Source organism: Microbacterium sp. NPDC003461, assembly GCF_053588335.1.
Map to the genome: position 1 here is coordinate 15,767 of NZ_JBSFPT010000006.1, position 25,633 is coordinate 41,399.

The window sequence follows — 25,633 nt, forward strand, 5'->3', positions numbered from 1 at the left end:
GAGGCTATCCATTCGCGGTCGCGGCGGGCAAGCACCGCCGGAAGGCGGGAATCAGTGGGAGCAGGAGCAGCGTTGCGACGCTGCCCGCGGCGGCGACGCCGGTGATCCAGGGGCCGAGCAGCATGCCGGCGGTGACCCCGGTGTGCAGCGGCACGGTCGTGATGCGCGCCGCAGCCTCGGCGGCCGGGACCTCATCGATAACGCGCCCGTCGGCCCCGATGACCTGGCTGGTACCGGTCGTGGAGACGTTGACGACGGTCCGTCCGGTCTCGATCGCGCGCATCCGCGCGATGGCGAGCTGCTGGAGGTTCTCATCGGTGCCGCGAAAGTCGGCGTTATTCGTCTGGAACACGTACGCCTGTGCACCGCCCAACGCCCCGGCGCGGATGACGTCGTCATAGATGACGTCGAAGCAGATCGCGAGTCCGAGCGTGCGGTCGTCGAGGGTCACGACGGGTGCGTTGTTTCCCGGCGCGTACTCGCGCTGGATCAGCCCGATCAGATCGGGGGCGATCGTCTCGTAGAGCCAACGGTCGGGCACGTACTCGCCGAACGGCACGGGGTTCGCCTTGTCGTGCAGCTGCGGTGCCTTCTTCCCGGTCCACAGCAGTGAGGTGTTGTAGGTGCTGCCGTGACGGTCCGTGGCGGCGTTCACGAGCAGGGGCGCGCCGGCGCGGCGCACCGTCTCATCGAGGATCGCGGCCGTAGCGGGGGCGTTCAACGGGTCGCTGTCGACGGATCCCTCCGGCCAGACCAGCAGATCCATCGGCGCACCGAGTAGCGGCTCGGTGGCGGCCAGCTGCGCGCGGAGGATATCGCCGGCTGCGCGGTTGTCGAAGTATGCCGAGGGGCCGTTCGCCTGCACCCATCCGATCCGCAAACTGCCGGACGGCGTCGTCGGGAACGGTGGCACCAGCACGAGCGCTGCGAGCACGCCGGCGAGGGAGGCGCTCGTCCAGAGGGAGCGGAGCGCCCCGTCACGTGCCGCTTCGATCACGGCCGCGCACAGTCCGACGATCAGCAGGGACAATCCGCCGATGCCCACCCAAGACGCCAGGTCCGCGAGTGGCCCGCTTGCCTGGCTCAGTCCGATTCGCGCCCACGGGAACCCCGTGTACGGCCAGGATCCCATGGCGATCTCTCGCAGGGTCCACGCGCCGCCGACGAGAAGCGCCGTGAGCGCCCACCGACTGCGACGTGGGCACCGGTGCGCCCACCGGTACGCCAGCGCGATCGGCACCGACCCCGCCGCGAACAGCGCCGCCTGCAGCCCGGACAGCGCGACCCACGGCAGCGGCCCCAGGAACTCCGCCACCCAGACCAGATGCAGCGGGAAGAAAGCCGCACCGAACACGAGACCGACCCCGAGGGCACCGCACGCGCTGCGGCCGATCAGCGACAGGAGCGCCAGGGCAATGGCGATGAAGGCCGCCGGCCACCAGCCGACCGACGGGTACGCGAGGTCGAGGATCACCCCGCCGAGCAACGCGGCAAGCAGCGCGAAGCGGAGCGGCAGCAGCGGGCGAGCCGCCGGCGCCCGCTCAACGGGATGCGCTTTCTCAGTCGGCGATGGCGCGGTCGAGGGCATCGGTGAGGTCGGTAAGGGAGTTGAGCTCGAGCTTCTCGCCGTCGAGGAAGAACGTCGGTGTACCGGTCACGCCCATCTCCTGCCCTGCCAGGAAGTCCTCCTCCACGCGCTCCTGGGTGGCGGGATCCGCGACCGCTTGGTCGTACGCGTCCATGTCGAGACCCAGTTCCTCGGCGTACCCGCGGAACCGGTCGGCTTCCGAGCTGGAGCCCTCGCCCCACTCGATCTGCGTCTCGAACATCCGGGCGTACATCTCCTCGAACCGGCTCTGCTGAGACGCTGCTTCGACGGCGATCGCGGCGTTCATCGAATTGAAGTGGCTCGAGATCGGGAAGTACCGCACGACGTAGTTGATCTCTCCGGCGTACTGTTCACGGATCTCTTCGATATACGGGTAGAAGGCGCCGCACGCCTCGCACTCGAAGTCGAGGAACTCCACGAGCGTGGGCGCGTCTGGACCGGCGTCGTCGAGTATGTGGGAGTTGCTGCGAGTGCCGGGTAGCGCACCGTCGTCGGGTGCGACGGGCGCGGGACGGGTGACGTTCACGTAGACGATCGCGGCGAGCACCAGGGCGATGACGACGGCGATGGCGATGAGCGTCGCTTTCACCGGGGTCGACAGCCTCTTGTCGGCTGGGGTGGGCGTGGTCATGGGTTCTCCTTCGATGGGGACGGGGAGTTGGGGTCGTCGGTGACGGCGGGGAGGTGGTCGTCGCGGAGTCGGGTCACGGCCTGGGCGAGCTGGGGGTCCTCGCCCCGCGCGAGCCCGGCGTACTCCAGCCGCAGCCGCGGCGCACCTTCGCCGTCGCCCGGCTGCAACGTGGCCTTCACCCAAAGACGCCGTCGGGGTACGAGGAGGGCGGTGATGAGACCGGCGGTTGCCAGGGAGGCGAACGCGAGCACCCAGCCGGCGCCGCCGTCTCGCTGGATCTGCAGCGAGGCGAAGCGCTTGACCGAGGAGAGGGGATCGTCTGTTCCGGACACGTCCTCGAAGGTGATCGTTCCCCAGCCGTTGGGCAGGTCGGCGGTCTGTCCGGGCGTGAGCTCGATGGATTCCAGGCCGGTGTCGCCGCCGGTGACCTGCGTCATCCCGGAGGTGTCCAGCGTGTACACGGAGCGGGGCGTGCCGTCGTCGATGCCGAGACTGCCGGAGAACACGTTGAAGGTGACGACGGGGTTGACCAGGTCCGGGTACACGGACGTGTATGCGCCGGTCGGAAGCGTCCCCTGGGTCGGGTAGAAGAACCCGACCAGGCCGATCTGCTCGGGCAGCCCGTCGGGGACCTTGATGATGCCGAGGGAGGTCATCATGCCGTCCTGGGGCAGAAACGGCTGGGGCTCGCTGTAGATGACCTCGCCCGCCGCATTGCGGATCGTGATCGTCGGCGCGTACCCGTTGCCGAGCAGGTAGATGCGGTCGCCGGCGACGTCGATCGGATCGTTCACTCGCACCACGTCCCTGCGACCTTCCGGGTCACCGGGAGCGCGGATCGTCAGGCGTGCGGCGAAGTTCCCGGCCTGTCCGGCACCGGGCGCGCCCGGCAGCTCATAGGTGACATCGAACCGGTCGAGCGTCAGCGAGTACGGTTCGAGCGCGGTGTTGTCGACGAAACGGCCGGGTGTGAACGAGGAGTAGTCGCTGAGGCTGTTGACGAACGTGGAGTCCTCGACGATGACCCGCTGTCCGGTGTACGCGAAGCCACCGGTGACGAGCACAGTGACGAGCACGCCGACGAGGGAGGCGTGGAAGACGAGATTGCCCGTCTCGCGGAGGTAGCCGCGTTCGGCCGACACCGACCAGGTGCCGGCCGCGTCATAGCGCTCGGTGCGGTACCCCTGACGGCGCAGCAGTCGTTCGGCGACAGCGATCGCGGCCGGCGCCTCGACGTCGGCAACCAACCCTCGGGGCACGTGAACGTCCTCGATCAGGTGGTCCTCGAGACGTCCCAGGCGCGCCGGAGTGCGCGGTGGTCGCGAGCGCAGCGCCTTCGCGTGGTGCCGGATTCGGGGGATGATGCAGCCGACGAGCGAGACGAACAGCAGCAAGTACACCGACGAGAACCACACCGACCCGTACAGGTCGAACAGCTGGAGTGCGTCGAGCACGGGCGCGAGGTCGGGGTTATCGCGGAAGTACTGCGTGACGCCGTTCGGATTGGCCATCCGCTGCGGGAAGATCGACCCCGGTACCGCGATCAGTGCGAGCAGGAGCAGCAGCACCAGCGCCGTGCGCATGCTGGTCAGCTGCCGCCAGGCCCACCGCAGCCAGCCGGTCGCGCCGAGGGTCGGGCCTGTGATCCCGTCGTCGTCACCCCGGTCGATGTGATCGGCAGGGCGCATCGGGTCAGCTGAGACGGTGTCAGAACGGGAGGGTGACATTCACCATCACCCCCTGCAGCACGGACATGAGTCGACCCCAGGCGCCCGTGAGCATCAGCACGCCGAGCAGCACCAAGACGACGCCGCCGGCGATGTTGAACGCCCGGATGTGGCGGCGCATGAACGCGACGGAACGGGTTGCCCAGCCGAGGCCGAGCGCAAGCAGCAGAAAAGGCACGCCCAGGCCGAGCGAGTACGCCAGGCCAAGGAGCCCCGCCCGCCACGGGTCGCCGATGTTCCACGAGACCGACATGATCGCCGCAAGCGTGGGACCAATGCACGGTGTCCAGCCGATCCCGAGCGCGATGCCCAGCAGAGGCGCTCCGACGAGACCGAGGTCGCGCCCGAGACGGATCCGGACTGTGCGCTGAGCGGTGCGGAAGACGCCGATGAAGACCAGCCCCATCGCGATCACGAGCACACCGAGTACCCGGGTGAGCAGGTTCGAGTGCTGCAGGAAGAACAACCCGAACACGCCACCGAGGATCGTGACGGCCATGAACACAACGGTGAACCCGCCGATGAAGAGCCCCACTCCGATGAGCAGCCGGCGCCTCGCGGTTGACCCACCGTCCTCGGGTGATCCGACCGCGGATCCGAGATAGCCGAAGTAGCCGGGCACCAGCGGCAGGACACATGGCGAGGCGAATGAGATGAGCCCGGCGAGCGTCGCTATCAGGACTGCCAGCCACAGCGATCCGTCGACGATGACCGCACCCATCTCAGTGCACCTCGGCGAGCACGTCGTCGATGAGCGTCGACAGGATCGATGCCGACTGCAGTTGCCCGATGATGCGCCCGGCGACCCGGCCCTGCCGATCCATCACGAGCGTCGTCGGGGTCGCCTGGATAGGCGTCGCGGCGGCGAACGCCAGTTTCACCTGACCATCGTCCGCGTCGATCACGCTCGGATACGTGACCCCGTTGTCTGCGGCGAACGCGCGGGCGGACGCCGGCTGGTCGTAGATGTTGATGCCGAGGAACCCGACATCCTGTTGCTGGTACTTCTGCCAGACCTCCTCGAGCATGGGAGCTTCGACGATGCACGGTCCGCACGCTGCGTACCAGAAGTTCACGACGTACACGCGACCGGCGAAGTCATCGCTGGAGGCGGGCTCGTCGTACTCCGTGACGCCGTCGAACACGACCGGGTCACCGCGCTCGGCGACCGGGATCTGCTCGACGCGGAAGTCACCGGATTCGTAGGTCTGCACGCCGGAGTCGTATCCGGCTGCCACGCCGTCCTGCGGTGTGCAGCCGACGAGCGCGACGAGTAGCGCTGCGGCAGCGAGCAGGCTTACGGCCGTGCGAGGGCTCGGCCGGGGATGGGATGTCATGGGTCTCCTCGTGATCGGCAGTCCGACGCACGCCGGAGCGCGCTCAGCGCGCGGGCACGACGGTTGCGTGCGCCACGTCAGCCGATGGACGCCTCACGGCATGCGGGCGACGTCCCCGGCGGGCGACGTCGCAGTGACCGCGATCAGGTCCGGGAGATCCCCAGCAGAGCAGGCGTCAGTACCGGCGTGAAGGTGGGAACCGGACGAGGAACGGAGAACAGCAGCACGCCGATCGGAACCCTCGCGAGCAGTCGCGGGCGGTGCATGAGTGACCGGGCGGCGGCGATCGCGAGCAGAACACAGCAGAGCGCGCCGAGCAGGCACAATGCCGTCTCCTCCGCGCCTGCTCCCTCGGGAGCGAGCACCACGACGACCTCGGCGTCGGGCACGGCAGAGTCCGACGGGGCTCTGTCCCCGCCGATGCTCACGGTCGCCGTGGCAGCGGAGCGTTCGATGCTGTCGTGCGCCGACGTCGTCCACAGGCCTAGCAGCAGCAGGGCAACCGCCCCAAGGACCAGCACGATCCATGCGACGGCACCTCGTCGGCCCCCCGTGGGGGTACCGTCGACGGCGGTCAGGCGCATGTCCTTCAGCATAAGTGTTCGCTGCTGACAGTTCCGCCCCCTGATGAGACCGACGCCGCGGCCCGCGGGCCGGTGAAGCCCAGGGCGATCCCGACGATGGCGGGCGCGTCGTTGAGGAGCGGTGCGGTCCTCTTCACCGGTCAGCATGACGACGTCGATGTCCTGCTTCCGCCACAATCGGGTGGTCTCGACTGATTCGTGCCGCAGCTCGTCGCGCACCTCGAGCACTCCTGCGATTTGCCGGTCGAGTTCAACGATGACCACGGCCATACCGGTCGCAGCCGTGTCCTCGGTGGCTTCCCGCGAGCGCGCGCGACGTTAGCCAGCGGTACTAGAGTCCCGGCACGGTCGACCGCACCGGCCGGCACCGAGTCACCCGGGTCCGATATCTACGGGGATCGACTCGGCAGTAGCAGTGATTCTGAGGTTCTGCAGTCGCGTACTCGGCGCCCTGACGATCAAGAATAGTCAGCACCTGCTGTATAGTCAGCATATGCTGACTATTGCTTCTCGCCTCGACGTCATGAATCGGCTCGGCCGGGCCATGGCGGACGCGACGCGCTCCCGGATCCTGATGACCCTGCTGGACGGCCCGAGCTACCCCGCCGTGCTCTCGCGCGAACTCGAGCTGACCCGATCGAACGTGTCGAACCATCTGACCTGTCTTCGTGACTGCGGGATTGTGGTCGCCGAGCCCGAGGGACGCCAGACCCGCTACGAGATCGCCGATCCGCACCTCGCGGCGGCGCTCACGGCGCTGGTGGACGTGACGCTGGCCGTGGACGAGCACGCGCCGTGCGTGGACGCCGAGTGCACGGTGCCGGGCTGCTGCGGGACGGGAGCGGGCGCGTGAGCGCGGCGTGCGGCTGCGACGAGCCGGAGACCCGGGTCGGTGAGGAGGCCGAGGAGGAGCGGGAGCGTCCGTGGTGGCGGGACCGCGGGGTCATGGTCCCGGTGTTCTCCGGCGTCGCCTTCGGCACCGGTCTGGTCCTGGAATGGGCAGGGGCGGAGATCCCGGCACTGGTGGCGTTCTGGATCGGCCTGCTGCTGGGCGCGTCGACGTTCACCCCGGGCGCGATCCGCAAGCTGTTCAAGGGCAAGCTGGGCATCGGGCTGCTGATGACGATCAGTGCGGTCGGCGCGGTCATCCTCGGCTACGTCGAGGAGGCCGCGGCGTTGGCGTTCTTGTACTCGATCGCCGAGGCGCTGGAGGACAAGGCGATGGACCGCGCCCGCGGCGGGCTGCGGGCGCTGCTCAAGCTGGTCCCGGAGACCGCGACCATCCGGCGGGATGGCGCGTCTGTGGAGGTCGCCGCAAAGGACCTGGCCGTTGGTCAGCTGATGCTGGTGCGTCCGGGTGAGCGGATCGCGACCGACGGGATCGTCCGCAAGGGCCGGTCGAGCCTGGACACCTCCGCGATCACCGGCGAGTCCATCCCCGTCGAGGTCGAGCCCGGCGATGCGGTGTCGGCCGGGGCGATCAACACCGCCGGTGCCCTGGAGATCGAGACGACTGCGGCAGGCACCGACAACTCGCTGACCACGATCGTGGAGCTGGTCGAGCAGGCGCAGGCCGAGAAGGGCGACCGCGCCCGCTTGGCCGACCGCATCGCTCGCCCTCTCGTGCCCGGCGTGCTGATCCTCGCCGTCCTGGTGGCGGTCATCGGGTCGCTGCTGGGCGACCCGGAGCTGTGGATCACCCGCGCCCTCGTGGTGCTCGTCGCCGCGTCCCCGTGCGCGCTGGCGATCTCCGTTCCGCTGACCGTGGTCGCCGCGATCGGCTCGGCGAGCAAGTTCGGCGTGATCATCAAGTCCGGTGCCGTGTTCGAACGGTTCGGCGTGATTCGCCACGTCGCCGTCGACAAAACCGGCACCCTCACCCGCAACGAGCCCGCCGTCACCGCCGTCCTCACCGCCGACGGGGTGGACGAGGCGCAGGCATTGGCGTGGGCGGCGGCGCTGGAGCAGCACAGCACCCACCCGCTGGCCGCCGCGATCACCGCCGCCTCGCCCGGAGCCCCCGCCGCCCTGGACGTGACCGAGCAGGCCGGGCACGGGATCGAGGGCACCCTCGACGGGGCCCGGGTCACCGTCGGCAGCCCTCGATGGCTGGACGCCGGGACGCTCAAGGACCGGGTCGCGGGCCTGGAGGAGCAGGGAATGACCGTCGTGATCGTGCACCGCGACGACGTCCCGGTCGCCGCGATCGGGGTCCGCGACGAGCTGCGCCCCGAAGTCCCCGAGGTGGTCCGCACCCTCGACGCGCAGGGCGTCGGGGTGACCATGCTCACCGGCGACAACGCCCGCACCGCCCGCGCGCTGGCCGCGCAGGCCGGGATCGAGGACGTGCGCGCCGAGCTGCGCCCGGAGGACAAGGCCGCCGCGATCAGCGAGCTGGGCAGGCACGGCTCGGTCGCGATGATCGGCGACGGCATCAACGACGCCCCCGCCCTGGCCGCCGCCGACATCGGCATCGCGATGGGCGCGACCGGCTCCGACGCCGCTATAGAGTCGGCCGACGTTGCCTTCACGGGCCACGATCTTCGTCTGCTCCCGCGCGCGTTCGACCACGCCCGCCGGGGACGGCACATCATCAACCAGAACATCATCTTGTCCCTGCTGATCATCACCGCTCTGCTCCCGCTAGCCCTGTTCGGCATCCTCGGCCTCGCAGCGGTGGTGCTCGTGCACGAGATCGCCGAGGTCATCGTCATCCTCAACGGGCTCCGCGCGGCTCGGACGAGGAAGACCGCCTTGTGAACGTGCCGGGTGCCGTCGAGACGGCCGACGCCGGTGTCGCGGACGAGAAGGCCTCGCCTCCCACCCGGCGGGCGGTCGGCGCGGCTCTCGCCGTCGGCGCGCTCGGCGTCGCTCTGGACCAGGGGACGAAGGCCCTCGCGGCCGCGCGGCTGACGCCGGGCGAACGGGTCCCGCTGCTCGGTGACTTGTACGGCCTGTCCCTGGTCCACAACCCCGGGGCCGCGTTCTCGCTCGGCGCGGGGTCGACGTGGATCTTCACGACCGCCGGCGTACTCGCTTCGGTGGCGGTGGTCGTGTTCGCCGTGCGGCGACGGGGCCTGCGGTGGGGTCTCGCCCTCGGCATGGTCCTCGGCGGTGCGGTCGGCAACCTCGTCGACCGGCTCGGTAACCCGCCCGGGATCGGTCAGGGACACGTCACGGACTTCCTCGCCTACGGGAACCTCTTCGTCGGGAACATCGCCGACGTCCTCGTCGTCGTCGGCGTCGGCTTGGTCTGCCGGAACCTGCTCCGAGGGGATAAGCGGGGCCTGCCTAGAGCGCAGTCCAAAGCTCGTCACGGTCGTGTGGGGGCGAGGGTTCGGTGAAGATCACGCTGCAGTACTTCGACAAGTGTCCCAATTGGGTCGCGCTCGAGCGGAGCGTCCTCGAGATCATCGAAGGGCGGCAGGACGTGACGGTCACACGTCAAGCTGTTCGCACGGAGGAGGAGGCGGTCAAGATCCAGTTTCACGGCTCGCCAACACTGCTGATCGACGGCATTGATCCGTTCGCTGACGCGAAGCCACCCGTCGGGCTTGCCTGCCGCGTGTTCCGGACTCCTGTGGGACTGGCCGGGACGCCGACGGCGGATCAACTTCGCGCCGTCATCCTGGATGCGCTTGGATGACCCCCTCGTGCCCCGCAGTCATGCAGGATCCGCGCTCGCGTGTACACCGGTCACTGACCAGTCCTGGATCGCTGTTCGAGACGTGCCAGGTAGTCGTTGTAGCGGTTGAGGTCGTCATCGCCGTGCACGTCGGCATAGCGGTCATGAGCACGCGCGCGGGCTGAGTCCTCGCGGAACCAGCGGTGCATGACGTACAGCACCATGATCAGCGTGGGCGCCTCGCCGTATGACCAGGCCAGCGCGCCGGCGACCTGCTGGTCATCGAGGGGATCGAGACCCAGTGCGAGCGTGCTCTCAGCGAAAGTGCTGATCATCAGCGTGGTGCTCATCATGATGAACACACCGAAGAACGCGTGGAGGGCGGCCTCGACAAACAGGTCGATGGCGCGGGCGCCGTAGCTCATCCGCACCGGCAGCGGATCCTCGGCGAGGACCGGGATCGTGAACAGCATTCCAACGACGAAGAACCCGATCTCAAGCGCCTGATGGCCCCATGGCAGCCGAAGCAGCGGGTCGGCGAGGTTGCCGAGGTAGAGCCCGTAGTACGCCAGCAGGTACAACGGCACCGCGAGGGCTGGGCTCAGCATCCAGCGGGCAGCGCGGCTGCGCAGCGCCCCGTGCGCGACGCGCAGCACCTTACGCCCGAGGCCGCGATGCGGCGTGGCGCGCAGCAGCAGTGTGCCGGGCGAGCCGAGCACGAGCAGCGGCGGGATTGCCATCATCAGGGTGAGCTGCTGGAACATGAACACGGAGAATTGCACGTAACCGTAGCTCTCCACGCCCAGCCCCATCGTCACGACGAGGGCGAGGCAGCCGGCAAGGAAGCAGATCGTGCGGGCTACCGACCACCGGCGTCGCAGCTGCCACAGGCGGATCGCGCCGGCCAGGTAGGCGACCGCGAGCAGCAGACCCAGTGCAGCGAGCGGCGAGGGCGGATACGGCCCGGGCGCGAAGTACTCCAGCAGGCCCGGGGGTGGAAGCGACACGTCGTCCACGGCGCTCAGGGGCGCTCGATCTTGATGAGCGCTCCAGCGACGAGGAAGACCACGGCCGCGACGGGCTGCGCCGCCATCCACACCGGCCCCTCGAACGGCATCGGCCACGCCGGGTTCCACAGCACACAGATCGCGGCGAACACGGGGAGCCACCACCACTGGCGCGCCTGGACCGCAAACCATCCGATGATGATCGCGAAGATCGACACGACGTACAGGACGAGCATCGCCCACTCGCCTGCCAGCAGGAGCGGCGCGAGGAACAGCACCGGCGCGGCGAGGAGGCTCGGCGCGAGCGCGTTGCGCTGGTAAGTGGACGGGGTCCGCTTGGTCTTGCCCATGAGTTATCCGTTCTTCGCTGCGCCGACTGTGGCCGCGGTGTCCGAGGGTGCCGTGGTGAGGAATGCCCGCGTGCGCAGGAGGTCGATGGCGAGGATGATCGCCCCGATCGCGAGGGCAACGTCCGCGAGATTGCCGATGAACAGCTCTCCGTACGCGAGGAAATCAATGACATGGCCCTGACCGAACGCGGGCGGAGCGAAGAGCCGGTCGACCAGGTTCCCGAAGGCGCCTCCGAGGATGAACCCCAGTGCGAGCGAACGCATCGTGGTCGCCGAACGGACCAGAGCAACGCACAGGACTGCAGTGAGAACCGACGTCAGGATCGTGATCAGCCAGGTCTGATCCGCACCGAACGACAGTGCGATCCCGGGGTTGAACGCCAGCTGCAAGCCGAGCAGGTCGCCCAGCAGCGGGATCCGGTCGCGTCCGCCCAGCGAGGACACAGCGATCGCCTTGGTCACCTGATCGATCGTCAGCACAGCGGCGGCGACCGTGCACCCGATGGCGAACCGTACTGCGCGGTCAGTTCTCATCGGAACTCCGAACAGCGCGACTTCTGCGCTCTCTACGCCGTCGTTCCTGTCGCATCATGAGCACGATTCCGACGAGCGGCCCCACGAGCACGATCGGGAACATGATGCCCACAAACGCCATCAAGCCGTCCGCGCCTCGCTGAGCTGGCTTCGTCTCGTACCCGCTGGACGTCTCGCCCGGGTGCGGAGTAGGCGCGTCGTCCGGCTCGACAGTCGGTGCGCCTGTCGAGTCGGGCGAGTTCGGCATCCCGGCGACAGTGTTCGTGTATCCGTCACGGGAGAAGGTTCCTTCGAGGGCGTTGGCTCCTGCGCCGAGAGGTGCGGTTACGGCCAGGCCCAGACCGACGATGATGCCGATAGCGGTTCGCCATGGCTGTGGATGTTCACGCATGGGCGGTGTCCTCTCCGGAGTGTGATTCGGGCTCCAGCTGGAAAGTCGAGTGCTCGATGGACACCTCGAAGTGCTCGGCCACGCACTCCTGCAATGAGCTGAGGAGAGCCGCGGTGTCGGCACTGTCCCGGACGACCACGTGCGCAGTCAGGATCGGCAGGTCGGATGACACGAGCGATGCATGCAGATCGTGAACCGCCACGACACCAGGCATCGCGAGAATGTGACGTCGGACGCTGCCCAGATCGAGCCCAGGAGGCGTCGACTCGAGCAGCACCCGCCCGGAAGCGCGCAGCAGGATGATCGTGCGCGGGACGATCAGCGCAGCGATCACGATGCCCGCGATCGCGTCGGCCTGGTACCACCCGAATGCCCAGATGGCAACGGCGCTCAGAATCACACCGACCGAGCCGAGTGCGTCGTTCATCACTTCGAGGAACGCAGCGCGCAGGTTGAGGTTCTGCTTGCGGCCCCCCATCAAGACGAGAAGCGAGACTATGTTGGCGATCAGCCCGACGATGCCGAAGAACAGCAGGCTTCCGGATGCGATCTCGGGAGGTTCGAACAGGCGCCGGATGCCCTCGACGAGCGCGAACAGGCCCACGGCGAGAAGCAGGGCCGCCTGCGCGAGCGCACCGAGGACCTCCGCGCGGCGCAATCCCCACGTGTGCGTCTCGGTCGGCGGTCGGTTCATGAGCTGCGCGGCTGTGACAGCCATGGCGAGCCCGATCACGTCCGTGAGCATGTGCGTCGCATCCACCAGCAGCGCCAAGCTGCCGGTGATGATCGATCCGACCACCTCGATCAGAAAGAACGAGAGCGTGATCGAGAATGCGATCAGAAGCCGGCTGCGCGGTGTCCGCCCCGCATCGCCGGCGTGGTCATGTCCGGTTCCCATGGTGGTGCCTCCTTACCGTTCCCAGCCATTCATGGCCGCTGGATGATGTGGCGGGCGACACGGGCCGCGTCCCGCAGCACGCCCTGGATCGTGTCCCCGCCGGGATACCCGTACCGGGGCAGCCCGGCGGTGAACAGCCCAGGCATTGATGTGCGGCCCCGCTTGCCCGGGTGAGCGCGCACGTCGTCCGGCAGCCACTCGTCGCCGGGCCGATAGCCGGTGGCGAAGACCACGGACGTCGGACAGAGTTGCCGTCCATCCGAGAGCACGACCTCTGCGCCGATCGCTCCGACCGCCGCGGGTGCGATGTCGACTCCGGCCTCGCGCAGTTCCGCGTAGCTATCGGTGAACAGCGGCTCGGGCACCCGCTCTCCGGTGAAGCGCCGCTGCCGGTCGCCAGACATGGCGGGATACGCGGCCGCTGGTCGTCGACGTCGAGGGGTGCGGGTGGCCAGCGTGACGCGGTGGCTCGCAAGGAGTTCTCGGGCGAGCTGGACCCCCGCGTTCCCGCCGCCGACGATGAGGACATCCCCGGCGGGGATCTGCCGTGGGTACTGATACTGGCTGCTGTGCAGCACCGTGCCTGGCACCGTGAGGTCAGAGGACCACGCGGGGACGTGGGGACGGGCATGCGCGCCGGTGGCGCACACGACGTTCCGGGTCTGCACGTCGCCCGCGTGCGTGCGCAACTCGAGCGTCATGCCGTTGCCGACCCGCCTCACCCCGGTCACCTGCAGGCCCCAGCACGGAGTCAGGCCGATGTGCTTCTCGAACGCGGTGAGATAAGACGCCATCTCGTTAACGCGTGGATGCCGACGAGGGTCACCAGGGAACGGGTGCGGCAAGAGCGCGCTGTGCCGCGCCTCGCTCAGCAACCTCATCGAGTGCCATCGCGATGCCCAGCTCCGCGTCCCCGGGGCCCGGTCGATGACGACGAAGTCGCGTTGCGGAATCAGTCCGCGGAGAACGAGCTCGGCGGACACGGCCAACCCCGCCTGTCCCGCTCCGACAATAATCGCGCGTCGATGTGACAGCTCTAGCTTCTCACCTCGGACGTTCATGCGATCAGGAAGATCACGGCGACGAACGACCAGATCAACGCAATCGCGAGGCACACCACCAGCGCAGCCGCCAGCACCAACGCAACCTTGTTCCAGGCTTTCACGGACAACAACTCCCCACACAGATTCATGGCACAGGACAGCGTCCGGTCAACGACCGGCGGTGACGCGCCGCCCAAGGGGCGGCAGGCCGCGAATCAGGTTCGGGAGATGGAGAGCTGAGTCAAGGTGGGGGGTTTGGGCGCGTGTCCCGTCACTGGGGACCGCTGGCTCGTGTGGGCGCGGCTGGTCGAGAGGATCGGTGGCTCGCGATCGCGTAGCAGCCTGAGGAAGAACACGGCCAAGGCAAGCCCGCAAAGCGCGCCGAGCAAGCACGCGGTGAGTCCGAGTCCGGCTCCACTGCTGTTGCCCGCGAGAACTACCGACCCCGCTGACGCAAGTTCGCCAGTCTCTGGAGCGGTAGTGACTATTGTCTGGTCAGTGGCTGTGACCGAAGAGGCGAGCACCAGAGCATCTGGTTCTGCGTGGGACGCGGTCCACGCCCCGATGACCATGAGCAGCGACAAGATCGTGCTCGTAATGATCTTCGTTATCGCGTTGCCCTCAGTCCATCCCACGCCTGCGTGGTCGAATCGGAGCGAGCCCATCGGGGATCAGCATAGATCCCTGCGCCCCGTCGGAGCTGAGTCCACAGCCGTGCCTCCATCCCGGGCCCGCAATAGGTCATCTCGCGCTGTATAGTCATCTTGTGCTGACTATTGCTTCCCGTCTTGATGTGATGAATCGGCTCGGCCGCGCGATGGCCGACCCGACCCGCTCCCGAATTCTGATGTCCCTACTCGAGGGGCCCTCCTATCCGGCTGTGCTGTCCCGTTCCCTCGAGCTGTCGCGCTCGAATGTGTCGAACCACCTCACGTGCCTGCGCGACTGCGGCATCGTCGTCGCCGAGCCCGAAGGTCGGCAGACCCGCTACGAGATCGCCGACCCGCACCTCACGGCTGCGCTCGCGGCGCTGGTCGACGTGACGCTCGCCGCCGACGAGAACGCACCGTGTCTCGACGCGGCCTGCACGGTGCCCGGCTGCTGCGGAACGGAGGCGCGGGCATGAGCGCCACGCTGACAACCGCGCGTCGCACGACGCTGCACCGCCGGGTCCGGTTCATCGTCGGCTTCACGATCACCTACAACGTCATCGAAGCCATCGTCGCTGTCTGGGCCGGCATCCTCGCCTCCTCCGCGGCGCTGATCGGATTCGGCCTCGACTCCGTCGTTGAGGTGCTCTCGGCCGCCGCGATCGCGTGGCAGTTCACCCGCAAGGACCCCGAGCGGTGGGAGAAGGTCACCGTCAAGGCGATCGGCATCGCGTTCTTCGCCCTCGCCACCTACGTAACCGTCGACGCCGTCCTGAGCCTCATCCAGGCGGAAGGGCCCGACCACAGCCCCTTCGGTCTCGGCATCACCGCACTGAGCCTGCTCATCATGCCGCTACTGGCCTGGTTCGAGGTCCGCACCGGACGCGAGCTGGACTCCAAGAGCGTGATGGCCGACGCCAAGCAGCTCATCCTCTGCGTCTACCTCTCCGGAGCGGTGTTCATCGGACTCCTGCTCAACAGCCTGTTCGGCTGGTGGTGGGCCGACTCCGTCGCAGCGCTCGTCGTCGCGGTTCTCGCGATCCGCGAGGGCATCGAAGCGTGGCGCGGCGACGTGGAATCCCCGTTCGAGGTCCTCGAAGACCTGGCAGTTGACGATGACGACGCAGAGGAGAAGATCCGATGACACGAGGCCCATTCAGAGACGTCCCGATCGCGTGCAGGCTCCCCACAATCGCGGAGGCCAAGGCGCAGGTGGAGAAGTGGCAGGCGTTCGACGCCGACTACGCGCTCTCCTCGGAACGCACCGACTCCGAGCTCAACATCCACTACGCCAAGGTCGATGACTCAATCAGCCGGCTACGAGACCTCGTCGAGGTCGAGCAACGCTGCTGCGCATTCGTGCAATGGGACATCGACGAGAGCGACAACGACCTGCGTCTGATCGCACGCGGCTCCGAGGAACAACTCGCGGCTCTCAACGTGCCGATCCCGCAGCACTGACCTCACCGCAGATGCATCAATGATGCATCTAGTGCAATACTTACGAGGTGAGTTCTGGACATGGCGGCGCGACCGCTCTTCGGTTGCTCGGGAACGTGCGTCCGCTGGACGAGAAGCAATTCGTCTATGACGCCATGCTCGCGGGATGGAGCGATCAACAGTCCAGCCGAGGCCTTGTGGCTTCGACGATCCAAGGCAGAATTCTCACGATCCGCCGCTTCGAGGCCTTCACGGGGCGATACCCGTGGGAGTGGTCAGTCGGTGACGTCGAGGACTACACGACGCACGCGAAGTCCGGTGCTCGTCCTGCGGCACGGTCGACCATCCGTGCGTTTCAGATGATCATCCGGCTCTTCTGCGAGTACCTCTGCGACGGGCGCTACGAGTGGGCGACCGAGTGCGAGCGCCGCTTCGGCCAGGCGCCTCAGCAGATCTGTCATGAGTGGAACACCACGGCGCATCTCGTCGACTACGAAGGGCGGGCGCAGCGCCGGGCACTCACCTATGACGAGCTTGAGCAGTTCTTCAGCGCTGCAGACGCCCGGGTTGAGTCAATTCTCGACCAAGGGCGGAAGGGCGCACTGGCTGCACTGCGGGATGCGCAGATCTTCAAGACGATCTACGCCTACGGTCTTCGTCGCGCCGAGGCGGTCGGTCTCGACGTCGCAGATATGCGCCCCAATGGCGCGGCTCCTCGGTTCGGTCGGTTCGGTGCCGTTGAGGTCCGCTGGGGCAAGGGGTCGCGTGGCTCCGGGCCACGCCGACGTTCGGTGCTGACCGTGCCCGAGCTGGGATGGGTGACCGCAGGCCTCGCACAGTGGGTGGATCACGCACGACCCCGTTTCACGGACGAAGCCGACATGCTCTGGCCGACCGAACGCGGCAGCCGGGTCAGCCTCCGCTACATCGACATGAGATTCGCAGCCCTCCGTGACCAACTGGGGCTCCCCTCGGAGCTCAGCGTGCACGCGCTGCGCCATACCTACGTCACCAACCTGATCGAGTGGGGCTACTCGGAGAAATTCGTCCAGGACCAGGTCGGCCACGCCTATGCATCCACCACCGCGATCTACACCTCGCTCGGCGACGACTACAAGACCCGAATGGTGACCCGAGCCCTCTCCCGAATCTACGGAGGAAACGATGCCGACAACCGCTGACCACAGCCCGATCACCTGGCAGCTGCGGCAGGTCATGGCCGTCGCGGGGATGTTCCACACCACCGACCTCATCGACCCGCTCCGGGAACAGGGTGTCCACCTGTCCCGCGAGCAGATCTATCGACTCGTGACGAAGACCCCCGAAAGGCTCAACGTCGAGGTCCTCGCCGCGCTCTGCCGCATCCTCGACTGCACACCCAACGACCTCATCGAGGTGACCCCTGTCGCTGCAGCACGCGCACCTCGTGCCGTCGGCGAACCCCGCAGCAACGGACCTGCCATCGGCACCCTCCGCCCGATCCCCGCAAAACTGCATCGTCCCACGGAGTGAGCGAGAGCACGGGCATAGGCCACGGATGGAAGCACCGATGCGACTCCTGCGACCGCGACGTCGAGGCCCGGTACGACATCCTCGAGAAGCGCATCTGCAACGCCTGCTACTCCCGCCTGCGCCGAAACGCCGCACCCTGCCCGGCATGCGACCAGATGAAGGTCCTGGCCTTCCGATCACACGACGGCCAGATCGTGTGCGCGGCATGCGCGGGCGTACCGTCTCGGTTCGGATGCGCCAGGTGCGGGAGTGAGGAGCACCTGACCGGCTCACACTGCGGACGCTGCCGCCTCGAGGACCGTCTGGGCGACGTCCTTGCAGATTCGAATGGCCGTGTGCACCCGGCGCTTGCCCCGCTCCGCGAGCATTTGCTCAGCGCCCGCGACCCGCGCTCGGCGGTCCGGTGGCTCCGCCGCGAACCCATCGACCGCACACTCCGAGCAATGGCCCACGGCGAGAAGCCAGTCAGCCACGACACACTCAACGAGCTCCCGCAGTCAACCCGCGTCCGGTACTTCCGGCGAATGCTGATCGCTGCCGGCACCCTGCCCGACATCGACGTCCGACTCAACGACCTCGAGCTCCGGAGCAGGGCATTCATCGACACCCTGCCCGCCGAACAGGCCATCATCGTCACCAGGTTCTTCAACTGGGAAACGTTGCGGAAACTGCGCAGGCGGGCACTCGACCGGCCAATCAGCGTCGGAATGGCCAACGTCCACAGCTCAGAACTCCGCAAGATCGCAACCTTCCTCCGCTGGCTCGACGAGAACGACCTCGACCTCCCCACGCTCGAGCAAGTAGCGGTCGACCGCTACCTCGCGCACCACGATCCCAACCTCACCATCGGGAGATTCCTCAACTGGGCAGCCCGACACAGGATCACCAGGCACATCGACGTGCCCCGATCGCAGTCCACCGTCTCGCCAGCCAATATGGATGAGGAAGCCCTCTGGGAGAAAGTCGATGTCCTCCTTCAGGACGAATCCACCCCGATGTCGAGCCGGATCATCGGCCTGTTTCTTCTGGTGTTCGCCCAGCCGATCAGAAACTCCGTGCGGCTGAGACGCGAAGACGTCCTGGTCACCGGAGAACACGTCAAGGTTCAGTTCGGGACGACCCCGCTCTTTCTGCCGCCTCCGATCGCCGATCTCCTCGCGGAGCACCTCGAGGTGACACGCGACCGGCGACCATACGTCGGGGTGTCGTCCGGCTGGCTCTTCGAAGGTGTGATGCCGGGGCAGCACCTGAGTGAGGCCAGCGTCCGATTCAACCTGCAAAAGCACGGACTCCACGCTCGAGACATCAAACGCGCCAGACTCGATCACCTCGTACAGGTACTCCCGGCGAGCATCGTCGCGGACATCACCGGAGTCGCCGTCAACACAGCGATACGCCACTCGGCGAACACCGGTGCCGGCTGGGGAGCATACCCCGAGCTGAGAAGGCATGAGAGCGAATTCGACCCGAACGAATAATGCTGATTACCAGTAGCAGGAGTGGCGCATGGAGCTGCGCTCGCGCGCGCAGACGCAGGCGATGCAGTCGCTGCTGCGCAGCCAGCACGAGCAGTACCGCGCCACCAAGCGCGCGATCGACGAGACCGCGCGCAAGCACCACGACATGAAGCACGCGATCCAGGCGCTGCGGGCCGAGTCCGATCCGGGCGCGCGCTCGCGTCTCGTGGACGAGCTGGAGCGCTCGTTCGCCGACGACGGCGCGCTCTTCCACACCGGCAGCGCCGTGCTCGACGCCGTGCTGCACGCGAAGGCGACCGCGGCCCGCGAGGACGGCGTCGAGATCACGTGCGTGGCCGACGGCGCCCTGCTCGAGGGGATGAGCGACCTCGACATCGTCGCCGTCATGGGCAACGCGCTCGACAACGCCATCGAGAACACGCGGCGCGTGGACGATCCCGACCGCCGCGCGGTGCGCGTCGCTCTGTTCGCGCAGGACGACTTCGTCATGCTGCGCGTCGAGAACACCTTCGACGGCGTCCTGCACCGCGCCGACGGCCGCATCGTCTCGCGCAAGGGCCGCCGCTCCGATCACGGCTACGGCCTGCGCAGCATCGAGCAGACGGTCGAGCGCTACGGCGGCACGGTGTCGATCTCCGCCGACGAGCGCTGGTTCTCGCTGCGGATCCTCCTCCCCTCCCCACGTCTCGATCCCACGAATGCGAGCTGAATTGGTGCCAACGCCCGTCTTCGACGACGATCTATACGTGCATCCCCTGCTGACGATCGTCGTGCCCGCGTACGACGCCGCCGCGTATCTCGCCCGCGCACTCGACCCCCTCATCGGCGTGCAGCGCATCGAGGTCATCGTCGTCGACGACGGATCGCACGACGACACCGGCGCGCTCGCCGACCGCTACGCGTTCGAGCACCCCGACACCTTCCGCGTCATCCATCAGCGCAACCGCGGGCACGGCGGCGCGATCGGCGCGGGCGTCGCCGCCGCGCGAGGCGCGTACCTGAAGGTCCTCGACGCCGACGACTGGCTGGATGTGCCCGCCCTGCGCCTGCTCGTGGCGACGCTCGAGCGACTCGAGGCCACCGGCGGCGTCGATGCGGTCGTGACGAACTACGTGCACGAGCGGCTGGGACGAAGCCGCCGGCACATCCGGTACGAGGACGTCATGCCGCGCCGGCGCGTGTTCGGCTGGGACGAGGTGGGCGTCTTCGGGCGCCGCCAGTACCTCATGATGCACGCCCTCACGTATCGCACGGCGCTGCTGCGGGAGTCCGGGCTGGCGCTGCCCGAGCACACCTTCTACGTCGACAACCTCTACGTCGTGCAGCCGCTCGTGCACACCCGCCGGCTGTACTACCTCGACGTCGACCTGTACCGCTACTTCATCGGGCGCGCGGACCAGTCGGTCAACGACGCCGTCATGGTGCGCCGCGTCGACCAGCAGCTGCGGGTGACGCGCCTCGTGCTCGCGGCCCTCCCCCATCCTTCGACCGTGCCGCAGGGGCTGTACGGCTACGTGCTGCACCACGTCGAGGTGCTGTGCGGCATCACCTCGGCCCTGCTCGTGCGCGCGGGCACGCCCGAGCACCTCGCGCAGCGGCGCGCCCTGTGGCGCGAGATCAAGCACGAGAGCCCGTGGATCTACACCCGCCTGCGCCACGGCGTGATGGGCACGAGCGCCAACCTGCCCGGGCCCGTGGGGCGGCGCGTCACGCTGCTGACCTACCGCGTCGCACGCCGCGTGGTCGGCTTCAGCTAGGCCGCCGCCCGGGCTGACAGCCCGCATCCATCTCGATCCCGTAGGATCGAGAGTGCAAGGGGAGTACTCCGACACGGTCGGCTCGTCACTACGGGTGCATCGCACTCCGGGCCACCGGTTCCCGTCACGGGAATGGGGAAGACCTTGACGTCGATTCGTCCACGCCAAGTCCTGGAGCCTTTCTTGAACATCACCCCTGTCGTGTGGGGCATCACGATCCTCGTCACGATCGCCTTCTTCGTCTACGAGTTCTTCGCGCACGTGCGCAAGCCGCACGCGCCCTCGGTCGGCGAGGCCGCCCGCTGGTCGGCCTTCTACATCGGCCTCGCCCTGCTGTTCGGCGTGGGCATCGGCCTCGTCTCGGGATGGACGTACGGCGGCGAGTACTTCGCCGGCTACCTCACCGAGAAGGCCCTGTCGGTCGACAACCTCTTCGTGTTCCTCATCGTGATGACCGGCTTCGCCGTGCCGCGCATCTATCAGCAGAAGGTGCTGATGATCGGCATCGTCATCGCGCTCATCCTGCGCGGCATCTTCATCGCCGTCGGCGCCGCGCTCATCGCCAACCTCTCGTGGATCTTCTACGTCTTCGGCGCGCTGCTGCTCGTGCTCGCGTACCGGCAGGCCCGCGGCGGGCACGACGACAATCCCGCCGACGGCGCGTTCATGCGCCTCGTGCGCCGCGTGCTGCCCGTCACGGACGAGTACCACGGCGATCGCCTCACCGTCCGCAAGGACGGCCGCCGCTGGGTCACGCCCATGCTGCTGACGATCGTCGCGATCGGCTTCATCGACCTCGTCTTCGCGGTCGACTCCATCCCGGCGATCTACGGGCTCACGGAGGAGGCGTACATCGTCTTCACCGCGAACGCGTTCGCCCTCATGGGCCTGCGCCAGCTGTTCTTCCTCATCGGCGGCCTGCTGGAGCGCCTCGTCTACCTCGCGCAGGGCCTCGCCGTGATCCTCGCGTTCATCGGCGTGAAGCTGCTGTTGCACGCGCTGCACGTGAACGAGCTGCCGTTCATCAACGGCGGCGAGGGCGTGGCCTGGGCGCCCGAGATCCCGATCTGGTTCTCGCTGCTGTTCATCGGCGCGACCATCGCCGTGGCCACCGTCGCCAGCCTCATCAAGACCCGCGCCGATCGCCGGCGCGAGGACGACGCAACCGCGCGTCCCGTCACCGACGCTCAGAAGGAGAGCTCGTGAGCACCGCTCGCACGTCCGATCCGTCCGACCCTCATAGTCCCGGCGCCCGGCTCGCACCGGGCGCCGCCGTCCCGCAGCGAGGGGGCCGCTGATGGACGCCCTGCTCTGGAACATCGCCCTCGTCCTGCTCTTCGTCCTCATCGGCGGCGTCTTCGCCGCCACCGAGATGGCCCTCGTGACCCTGCGCGAGAGCCAGATCAACGCCATCGCGGCCCGCGGCCGCCGCGGCCAGAAGGTCGCCGCCCTCGCCCGCAACCCCAACACCTTCCTGTCCGCCGTGCAGATCGGCGTGACCGTCGCGGGCTTCGCGTCCTCGGCCTACGGCGCCACATCGATCGCCCCGTCCGTCGCGCCGCTGCTCGAGGCCCTCGGCGTGGCGGAGCCACTGGCCTTCACGGTCGCGACGGTGCTGCTGACGCTCGTCATCGCGTTCCTCTCCCTCGTGCTCGGCGAGCTCGTGCCCAAGCGGCTCGCCATCCAGCGCAACACCGCGTTCTCGTACGCCGTCGCGCCGGTGCTCGACGGCTTCGCGACGATCATGCGCCCCGTCATCTGGCTGCTGTCGGTGTGCACGAACGCGCTCGTGCGGCTGCTCGGCGGCGACCCGCACAAGACCGCCGGCGAGCTGAGCGAGGAGGAGATCCGCGACATCGTCTCCACCCATCAGGGCCTGCCGGAGGACGAGCGGCGCATCCTCGACGACGTGCTCTCGCTGCGCGGCCGGCAGATCAGCGAGGTCATGCGGCCGCGCCCGGAGGTCGTCGCGCTCGATGCCACCGACACGGTGTCGGCGGCGGTGGAGCGGGTGCGCGAGCTGCCGTTCTCGCGCTACCCGGTGTCGGACACCTCCATCGACGACATCGTCGGCTTCGTGCACGTGCGCGACCTCTTCGAGGCGGCAGCGGACGATCCGTCCCGCGCGCTCGCGTCGGCGATCCGCGCGATCCCGTACTTCCCGTCGACGGCACGGGTGCTGCCCACCCTCACGCAGATGCGGGCCGAGAACCACCAGATCGCGGTCGTCGTCGACGAGTACGGCGGCACCGACGGGATCGTGACGCTCGAGGACCTCGTGGAGGAGGTCGTGGGCGAGATCTTCGACGAGTACGACACGGACGGCGTCGCCACCACGGCAAGCGGGATGATCGACGGCCGCCTCAACCTGCAGGACTTCGAGGAGCTCACGGGCCTCGAGCTGCCGCGCGGCGCGTCCGACACGATCGCGGGCTTCGTGACCGAGCGGCTGGGACGGCTGGCCGCCGTCGGCGACACCATCGACGTGCCCGGCGCGACCATCCAGGTCACCGCCACCGACCGCCGCCGCATCGCGTGGCTGCGTGTCACGCCGCATGCCGCCGCGGAGGTGGAGACGGCCTAGGCCAGGCCGCGGGCCGTGAGGGCGTCGGCGACGTCGTCGCCGTGCCGCAGCGCGAGGACGAGCAGCGTGACCACGGCCCGCGGCCCCAGCCGCACGCCGCGGGCGCGCTGCGCCTCGCGCACCTGGGCGGCGAAGCCGGCGACGACCGGCACGGCGGCGATCGCGAGCGAGACGGTGAACGCCACGCGCCACGGGTCCACGCCCACGCGCCGCAGCGGGCCGAGGGCGGTCTGCAGCGCCTCGAGCAGCTCGCCCATGGGCGTCGTGAGCGTCACCAGCGCGGCGAGCAGCACGATCGCCACGACGCGGGTCGTGCCGATGAGCGCCGCCTCCGGCCCCAGGAACACCGCCTGCGAGATCGCGAGGAGGAGGACGATCCACTTCGCCCGCCACAACTGGCGCCCGAACTCCCCCGGCCCCATGCCGCCGAGCAGGAACAGCAGCAGCACCCCGACGAGCGTTCCGGCCGCCGTCCAGACCGTGTGAGGGATGAGCGACACGGCCAGGGCGAGCGCGGCGAGCCCGAGCAGCTTCGCCCCGGCCGGCGCGCGGTGCAGCGGGCTGCGCCCCGGCCGGTAGAGCGCGATCACGGGAACTCCGCGCGGTACCGGTCGATCACGCCCTCGGGCTCCCCCGTCTCGGCGAGCCGCCCGCCCGCGAAGCGCAGCGCGACGTCGCAGCGCGCGGCCAGCTCGAGGTCGTGCGTGACGATGACCACCTGATCCGCCACCGGGCCGCGCTCGTCGCCCTCGAGCAGCAGCCGCGCCATGCGGCGGGCGTTGCCGAGGTCGAGCAGGGTCGTCGGCTCGTCCGCCACCACCACGCGGGGCCGGCGCACGAGCACGGCCGCCAGCGCGAGCAGCTGCTTCTGCCCGCCCGAGAGGCTGTACGACGGCTGATCGGCCCGCTCGGCCAGGCCGAAGCGCTCGAGCGCCGCCATGGCCTCGGCGGCGACCTCGCGCCGGCTCGCCCCCGCCGCGCGCAGAGAGAGGGAGAGGTCCTCGATCGGCGTGGGCATGAGCAGCTGCGCGTCGGGATTCGTGAAGAGGAACCCCACCGCCTCGCGCGCGCGCCGCGGCTCGCGGGCCACGTCGATGCCGGCCACGCGCACGGTCCCCTCGCTCGGGGCGACGAGGCCGTTGAGCGTGCGCGCGAAGGTCGACTTGCCCGATCCGTTCGCCCCGATCACGGCGATCCGGCGCTGCGGCAGCGACACCGTGACGTCGCGGAGGATGCGGGCCCCGTCGATGGCGACGCCGAGCCCGCGCACCTCGATGCCGGGTGCCGTCACGCGCGCGCCCGCGCCGCGCGCCGGGCGCGGACCGACGCGGGGAACGCCGGCGGGTACGCGCGGTACAGCAGCAGCGTGAGGATCGTGGCGAGGGCGACCTTGACGGCATCGCCCGGCAGGAACGCCACGTTCGCCAGCGCCGCCTGCGGCAGCGTGAGCCCGCCGACGAGGGCGAGCAGCGGGATGCCGACGGCGTATACGACGACCATGCCGCCCACGAGCGCGCCCAGCAGCACCCGCCACCACGTCAGCCGGCCGGAATGCGCGATCCAGCCCGCCACCATCGCACCGGGCAGCCACCCGAGGAGGAAGCCGACGGTCGGGCCGACGAACACGCCGAGGCCGCCGCGTCCGCCCGCGAGCACGGGCAGGCCGATGGCGACGAGCACGAAGACGATGAGCACGGCGGCTCCGGCGCGGCGTCCGCCCAGCACGGTGCCGGCCAGCATGACGCCGAGCGTCTGCGCGGTCACCGGTACGGGCAGGCCGGGCACGGGGATCAGCCCCATCAGCCCCAGCACCACGATGAGCGCCGCGAATACCGCGACCCGCGCGAGGTCGCGCGCCTCCCAGGACTGCCCTGCCATTCCGCCTCCTGAACACCGTTCACTGAACAGCGTTCACTATAGTCGAGGCATGCGCGATCGCGTGCGGCACGACCGGGAGGGCATCGTCGACGTCGCCCTGCGGCTGCTCGACGCCTACGGCCTGCCCGACCTCACGATGCGCCGCCTCGCCTCCGAGCTGGGCGTGCAGCCGAGCGCGCTGTACTGGCACGTCGAGAGCAAGCAGGCGCTGCTGGCCTCGCTCGCCGACCGGATCGTGGCGGAGGCCTCCCCCGCTGCGGATGTCGTCGGCACGGCGCGGGCGCTGCGCTCGGCGCTGCTGGCCCACCGCGACGGGGCCGAGGTCGTGCTGAGCTCGGCGGCGCTGTCGCTCGGCGCGCTCGCGGCGCACGACACGCTGCGCGCCGCGTTCGGGCGCGACAGGTCCGCCGATCCCGATCGCGCCGCCCGCGTGCTGCTGCCGTTCGTCCTCGGGCACGCCTCGCTCGTGCAGCAGCGCATCCAGGCCGCCGAGTTCGGCGCCGTCGAGGCCGACCCCACGGCCGTCGCGGACGAGACCGCCGCCGACTTCGACGCCGGCGTCGCCGCGATCCTCGCGGGCCTGCGCTCCTGAGCGGGG

At 68.8% G+C, this 25,633-nt stretch carries 29 protein-coding genes; 15 read left to right on the forward strand and 14 right to left on the reverse strand.

The annotated features are described in order from the left end of the window. Window positions 1-4: 4 nt before the first annotated feature. The 6 genes from lnt to ACWDR7_RS04170 form a co-directional block, all read right to left on the reverse strand. Window positions 5-1,588 carry an apolipoprotein N-acyltransferase gene (gene lnt, locus ACWDR7_RS04145; protein ID WP_449853671.1) on the reverse strand — a complete coding sequence of 528 codons (1,584 nt, stop codon included), beginning with the start codon at window positions 1,586-1,588 and terminating at the stop codon, window positions 5-7. Continuing rightward, window positions 1,560-2,240, reverse strand: coding sequence for a DsbA family protein (locus ACWDR7_RS04150; protein WP_449853672.1), 681 nt, complete (start codon window positions 2,238-2,240; stop codon window positions 1,560-1,562). The genes lnt and ACWDR7_RS04150 overlap by 29 nt, the downstream gene beginning before the upstream one ends. Further along, window positions 2,237-3,967, reverse strand: coding sequence for a cytochrome c biogenesis protein ResB (resB, locus tag ACWDR7_RS04155; RefSeq protein WP_449853673.1), 1,731 nt, complete (start codon window positions 3,965-3,967; stop codon window positions 2,237-2,239). Before resB ends, ACWDR7_RS04150 begins: the two co-directional genes overlap by 4 nt. Next, window positions 3,948-4,688 (reverse strand): cytochrome c biogenesis CcdA family protein, encoded by a 741-nt coding sequence (locus ACWDR7_RS04160; protein ID WP_449853674.1) that lies wholly within the window; start codon window positions 4,686-4,688, stop codon window positions 3,948-3,950. The genes resB and ACWDR7_RS04160 overlap by 20 nt, the downstream gene beginning before the upstream one ends. A 1-nt stretch (window position 4,689) precedes the next feature. Then, on the reverse strand, window positions 4,690-5,304 hold the full coding sequence (locus ACWDR7_RS04165; protein WP_345752550.1) for a TlpA family protein disulfide reductase: 615 nt from the start codon (window positions 5,302-5,304) through the stop codon (window positions 4,690-4,692). Between the two features lie 143 nt (window positions 5,305-5,447). Beyond that, window positions 5,448-6,158, reverse strand: coding sequence for a hypothetical protein (locus ACWDR7_RS04170; protein ID WP_449853675.1), 711 nt, complete (start codon window positions 6,156-6,158; stop codon window positions 5,448-5,450). A gap of 223 nt (window positions 6,159-6,381) precedes the next feature. On the opposite strand from ACWDR7_RS04170, the gene cmtR (ACWDR7_RS04175) reads away from it, so the two are divergent. Genes cmtR (ACWDR7_RS04175) through ACWDR7_RS04190 form a run of 4 tightly spaced genes read left to right on the forward strand, consistent with a single transcriptional unit; the run spans window position 6,382 to window position 9,534 of the window. Further along, entirely contained in the window at window positions 6,382-6,741 is a 360-nt protein-coding gene (gene cmtR / locus ACWDR7_RS04175) for a Cd(II)/Pb(II)-sensing metalloregulatory transcriptional regulator CmtR (protein ID WP_345752643.1), read from the forward strand. Continuing rightward, the gene (locus tag ACWDR7_RS04180) at window positions 6,738-8,648 is read left to right on the forward strand and encodes a heavy metal translocating P-type ATPase (protein ID WP_449853676.1); all 1,911 of its coding nucleotides are present in this window, start codon (window positions 6,738-6,740) and stop codon (window positions 8,646-8,648) included. Before cmtR (ACWDR7_RS04175) ends, ACWDR7_RS04180 begins: the two co-directional genes overlap by 4 nt. Continuing rightward, on the forward strand, window positions 8,645-9,232 hold the full coding sequence (lspA, locus tag ACWDR7_RS04185) for a signal peptidase II (protein ID WP_449853677.1): 588 nt from the start codon (window positions 8,645-8,647) through the stop codon (window positions 9,230-9,232). The genes ACWDR7_RS04180 and lspA overlap by 4 nt, the downstream gene beginning before the upstream one ends. Beyond that, window positions 9,229-9,534 carry a thioredoxin family protein gene (locus ACWDR7_RS04190; RefSeq protein ID WP_449853678.1) on the forward strand — a complete coding sequence of 102 codons (306 nt, stop codon included), beginning with the start codon at window positions 9,229-9,231 and terminating at the stop codon, window positions 9,532-9,534. Before lspA ends, ACWDR7_RS04190 begins: the two co-directional genes overlap by 4 nt. A 50-nt stretch (window positions 9,535-9,584) precedes the next feature. On the opposite strand, the gene ACWDR7_RS04195 is transcribed toward ACWDR7_RS04190, so the two are convergent. The 5 genes from ACWDR7_RS04195 to ACWDR7_RS04215 all read right to left on the reverse strand — a co-directional run bounded on the left by ACWDR7_RS04195 (window position 9,585) and on the right by ACWDR7_RS04215 (window position 13,754). Continuing rightward, window positions 9,585-10,529, reverse strand: coding sequence for a cytochrome c oxidase assembly protein (locus tag ACWDR7_RS04195; protein WP_449853679.1), 945 nt, complete (start codon window positions 10,527-10,529; stop codon window positions 9,585-9,587). Between the two features lie 5 nt (window positions 10,530-10,534). Then, the gene (locus ACWDR7_RS04200; protein WP_449853680.1) at window positions 10,535-10,870 is read right to left on the reverse strand and encodes a DUF6804 family protein; all 336 of its coding nucleotides are present in this window, start codon (window positions 10,868-10,870) and stop codon (window positions 10,535-10,537) included. A gap of 3 nt (window positions 10,871-10,873) precedes the next feature. After that, window positions 10,874-11,404 carry a signal peptidase II gene (locus tag ACWDR7_RS04205; RefSeq protein WP_449853681.1) on the reverse strand — a complete coding sequence of 177 codons (531 nt, stop codon included), beginning with the start codon at window positions 11,402-11,404 and terminating at the stop codon, window positions 10,874-10,876. Window positions 11,405-11,787: 383 nt separating this feature from the next. After that, complete coding sequence (locus ACWDR7_RS04210; protein WP_449853682.1) at window positions 11,788-12,693, reverse strand: cation diffusion facilitator family transporter; 906 nt, start codon at window positions 12,691-12,693, stop codon at window positions 11,788-11,790. 29 nt (window positions 12,694-12,722) lie between these two features. Then, window positions 12,723-13,754: an NAD(P)-binding domain-containing protein gene (locus tag ACWDR7_RS04215; protein WP_449853683.1), complete on the reverse strand. Its 1,032-nt coding sequence runs from the start codon at window positions 13,752-13,754 to the stop codon at window positions 12,723-12,725. Window positions 13,755-14,502: 748 nt separating this feature from the next. Here ACWDR7_RS04215 and cmtR (ACWDR7_RS04220) point away from each other — a divergent pair. The 10 genes from cmtR (ACWDR7_RS04220) to ACWDR7_RS04265 all read left to right on the forward strand — a co-directional run bounded on the left by cmtR (ACWDR7_RS04220) (window position 14,503) and on the right by ACWDR7_RS04265 (window position 23,157). Further along, a complete protein-coding gene (cmtR, locus tag ACWDR7_RS04220) occupies window positions 14,503-14,862 on the forward strand; it encodes a Cd(II)/Pb(II)-sensing metalloregulatory transcriptional regulator CmtR (RefSeq protein WP_449853684.1) in 360 nt (119 codons plus the stop codon). Then, entirely contained in the window at window positions 14,859-15,530 is a 672-nt protein-coding gene (locus ACWDR7_RS04225; RefSeq protein WP_449853685.1) for a cation diffusion facilitator family transporter, read from the forward strand. Before cmtR (ACWDR7_RS04220) ends, ACWDR7_RS04225 begins: the two co-directional genes overlap by 4 nt. Before the next feature lie 68 nt (window positions 15,531-15,598). After that, window positions 15,599-15,847, forward strand: coding sequence for a hypothetical protein (locus ACWDR7_RS04230; protein WP_449853686.1), 249 nt, complete (start codon window positions 15,599-15,601; stop codon window positions 15,845-15,847). Window positions 15,848-15,894: 47 nt separating this feature from the next. Then, entirely contained in the window at window positions 15,895-17,007 is a 1,113-nt protein-coding gene (locus ACWDR7_RS04235) for a tyrosine-type recombinase/integrase (RefSeq protein ID WP_449853687.1), read from the forward strand. Next, window positions 16,991-17,338 (forward strand): helix-turn-helix domain-containing protein, encoded by a 348-nt coding sequence (locus ACWDR7_RS04240; RefSeq protein ID WP_449853688.1) that lies wholly within the window; start codon window positions 16,991-16,993, stop codon window positions 17,336-17,338. Before ACWDR7_RS04235 ends, ACWDR7_RS04240 begins: the two co-directional genes overlap by 17 nt. Beyond that, window positions 17,335-18,816 (forward strand): hypothetical protein, encoded by a 1,482-nt coding sequence (locus ACWDR7_RS04245; RefSeq protein WP_449853689.1) that lies wholly within the window; start codon window positions 17,335-17,337, stop codon window positions 18,814-18,816. The genes ACWDR7_RS04240 and ACWDR7_RS04245 overlap by 4 nt, the downstream gene beginning before the upstream one ends. A gap of 28 nt (window positions 18,817-18,844) precedes the next feature. Then, window positions 18,845-19,525: an ATP-binding protein gene (locus ACWDR7_RS04250; protein ID WP_449853690.1), complete on the forward strand. Its 681-nt coding sequence runs from the start codon at window positions 18,845-18,847 to the stop codon at window positions 19,523-19,525. Between the two features lie 37 nt (window positions 19,526-19,562). Further along, window positions 19,563-20,573: a glycosyltransferase family 2 protein gene (locus tag ACWDR7_RS04255; RefSeq protein ID WP_449853691.1), complete on the forward strand. Its 1,011-nt coding sequence runs from the start codon at window positions 19,563-19,565 to the stop codon at window positions 20,571-20,573. A gap of 183 nt (window positions 20,574-20,756) precedes the next feature. Then, window positions 20,757-21,779 (forward strand): TerC family protein, encoded by a 1,023-nt coding sequence (locus ACWDR7_RS04260; RefSeq protein WP_449853692.1) that lies wholly within the window; start codon window positions 20,757-20,759, stop codon window positions 21,777-21,779. Window positions 21,780-21,870: 91 nt separating this feature from the next. Further along, a complete protein-coding gene (locus ACWDR7_RS04265) occupies window positions 21,871-23,157 on the forward strand; it encodes a hemolysin family protein (protein WP_449853693.1) in 1,287 nt (428 codons plus the stop codon). Here ACWDR7_RS04265 and ACWDR7_RS04270 read toward each other — a convergent pair. From ACWDR7_RS04270 to ACWDR7_RS04280, 3 genes are read right to left on the reverse strand one after another with little or no spacing between them, the layout of a single operon-like run. Next, complete coding sequence (locus ACWDR7_RS04270) at window positions 23,154-23,747, reverse strand: energy-coupling factor transporter transmembrane component T family protein (protein WP_449853694.1); 594 nt, start codon at window positions 23,745-23,747, stop codon at window positions 23,154-23,156. The two genes, ACWDR7_RS04265 and ACWDR7_RS04270, sit on opposite strands and share 4 nt — an antisense overlap. Continuing rightward, window positions 23,744-24,448 carry an energy-coupling factor ABC transporter ATP-binding protein gene (locus ACWDR7_RS04275; RefSeq protein WP_449853695.1) on the reverse strand — a complete coding sequence of 235 codons (705 nt, stop codon included), beginning with the start codon at window positions 24,446-24,448 and terminating at the stop codon, window positions 23,744-23,746. The genes ACWDR7_RS04270 and ACWDR7_RS04275 overlap by 4 nt, the downstream gene beginning before the upstream one ends. Then, on the reverse strand, window positions 24,445-25,035 hold the full coding sequence (locus ACWDR7_RS04280; protein WP_449853696.1) for a biotin transporter BioY: 591 nt from the start codon (window positions 25,033-25,035) through the stop codon (window positions 24,445-24,447). Before ACWDR7_RS04280 ends, ACWDR7_RS04275 begins: the two co-directional genes overlap by 4 nt. A 49-nt stretch (window positions 25,036-25,084) precedes the next feature. Between ACWDR7_RS04280 and ACWDR7_RS04285 the strand changes: the two genes are divergently transcribed. After that, the gene (locus ACWDR7_RS04285; RefSeq protein ID WP_449853697.1) at window positions 25,085-25,627 is read left to right on the forward strand and encodes a TetR family transcriptional regulator; all 543 of its coding nucleotides are present in this window, start codon (window positions 25,085-25,087) and stop codon (window positions 25,625-25,627) included. Window positions 25,628-25,633 lie beyond the last annotated feature (6 nt).

Excerpts from the sequence above, each read along its gene's own strand:
- ACWDR7_RS04265 (WP_449853693.1), top strand. The coding sequence starts at position 21,871 with ATGGACGCCCTGCTCTGGAACATCGCCCTCGTCCTGCTCTTCGTCCTC.
- ACWDR7_RS04205 (WP_449853681.1), bottom strand. The coding sequence starts at position 11,404 with ATGAGAACTGACCGCGCAGTACGGTTCGCCATCGGGTGCACGGTCGCC.
- ACWDR7_RS04200 (WP_449853680.1), bottom strand. The coding sequence starts at position 10,870 with ATGGGCAAGACCAAGCGGACCCCGTCCACTTACCAGCGCAACGCGCTC.
- resB (WP_449853673.1), bottom strand. The coding sequence starts at position 3,967 with ATGTCACCCTCCCGTTCTGACACCGTCTCAGCTGACCCGATGCGCCCT.
- ACWDR7_RS04165 (WP_345752550.1), bottom strand. The coding sequence starts at position 5,304 with ATGACATCCCATCCCCGGCCGAGCCCTCGCACGGCCGTAAGCCTGCTC.
- ACWDR7_RS04280 (WP_449853696.1), bottom strand. The coding sequence starts at position 25,035 with ATGGCAGGGCAGTCCTGGGAGGCGCGCGACCTCGCGCGGGTCGCGGTA.
- ACWDR7_RS04250 (WP_449853690.1), top strand. The coding sequence starts at position 18,845 with ATGGAGCTGCGCTCGCGCGCGCAGACGCAGGCGATGCAGTCGCTGCTG.
- ACWDR7_RS04170 (WP_449853675.1), bottom strand. The coding sequence starts at position 6,158 with ATGGCCGTGGTCATCGTTGAACTCGACCGGCAAATCGCAGGAGTGCTC.
- ACWDR7_RS04160 (WP_449853674.1), bottom strand. The coding sequence starts at position 4,688 with ATGGGTGCGGTCATCGTCGACGGATCGCTGTGGCTGGCAGTCCTGATA.
- ACWDR7_RS04240 (WP_449853688.1), top strand. The coding sequence starts at position 16,991 with ATGCCGACAACCGCTGACCACAGCCCGATCACCTGGCAGCTGCGGCAG.
- ACWDR7_RS04215 (WP_449853683.1), bottom strand. The coding sequence starts at position 13,754 with ATGAACGTCCGAGGTGAGAAGCTAGAGCTGTCACATCGACGCGCGATT.
- ACWDR7_RS04210 (WP_449853682.1), bottom strand. The coding sequence starts at position 12,693 with ATGGGAACCGGACATGACCACGCCGGCGATGCGGGGCGGACACCGCGC.
- cmtR (WP_345752643.1), top strand. The coding sequence starts at position 6,382 with ATGCTGACTATTGCTTCTCGCCTCGACGTCATGAATCGGCTCGGCCGG.
- ACWDR7_RS04225 (WP_449853685.1), top strand. The coding sequence starts at position 14,859 with ATGAGCGCCACGCTGACAACCGCGCGTCGCACGACGCTGCACCGCCGG.
- ACWDR7_RS04150 (WP_449853672.1), bottom strand. The coding sequence starts at position 2,240 with ATGACCACGCCCACCCCAGCCGACAAGAGGCTGTCGACCCCGGTGAAA.
- lnt (WP_449853671.1), bottom strand. The coding sequence starts at position 1,588 with ATGCCCTCGACCGCGCCATCGCCGACTGAGAAAGCGCATCCCGTTGAG.
- ACWDR7_RS04285 (WP_449853697.1), top strand. The coding sequence starts at position 25,085 with ATGCGCGATCGCGTGCGGCACGACCGGGAGGGCATCGTCGACGTCGCC.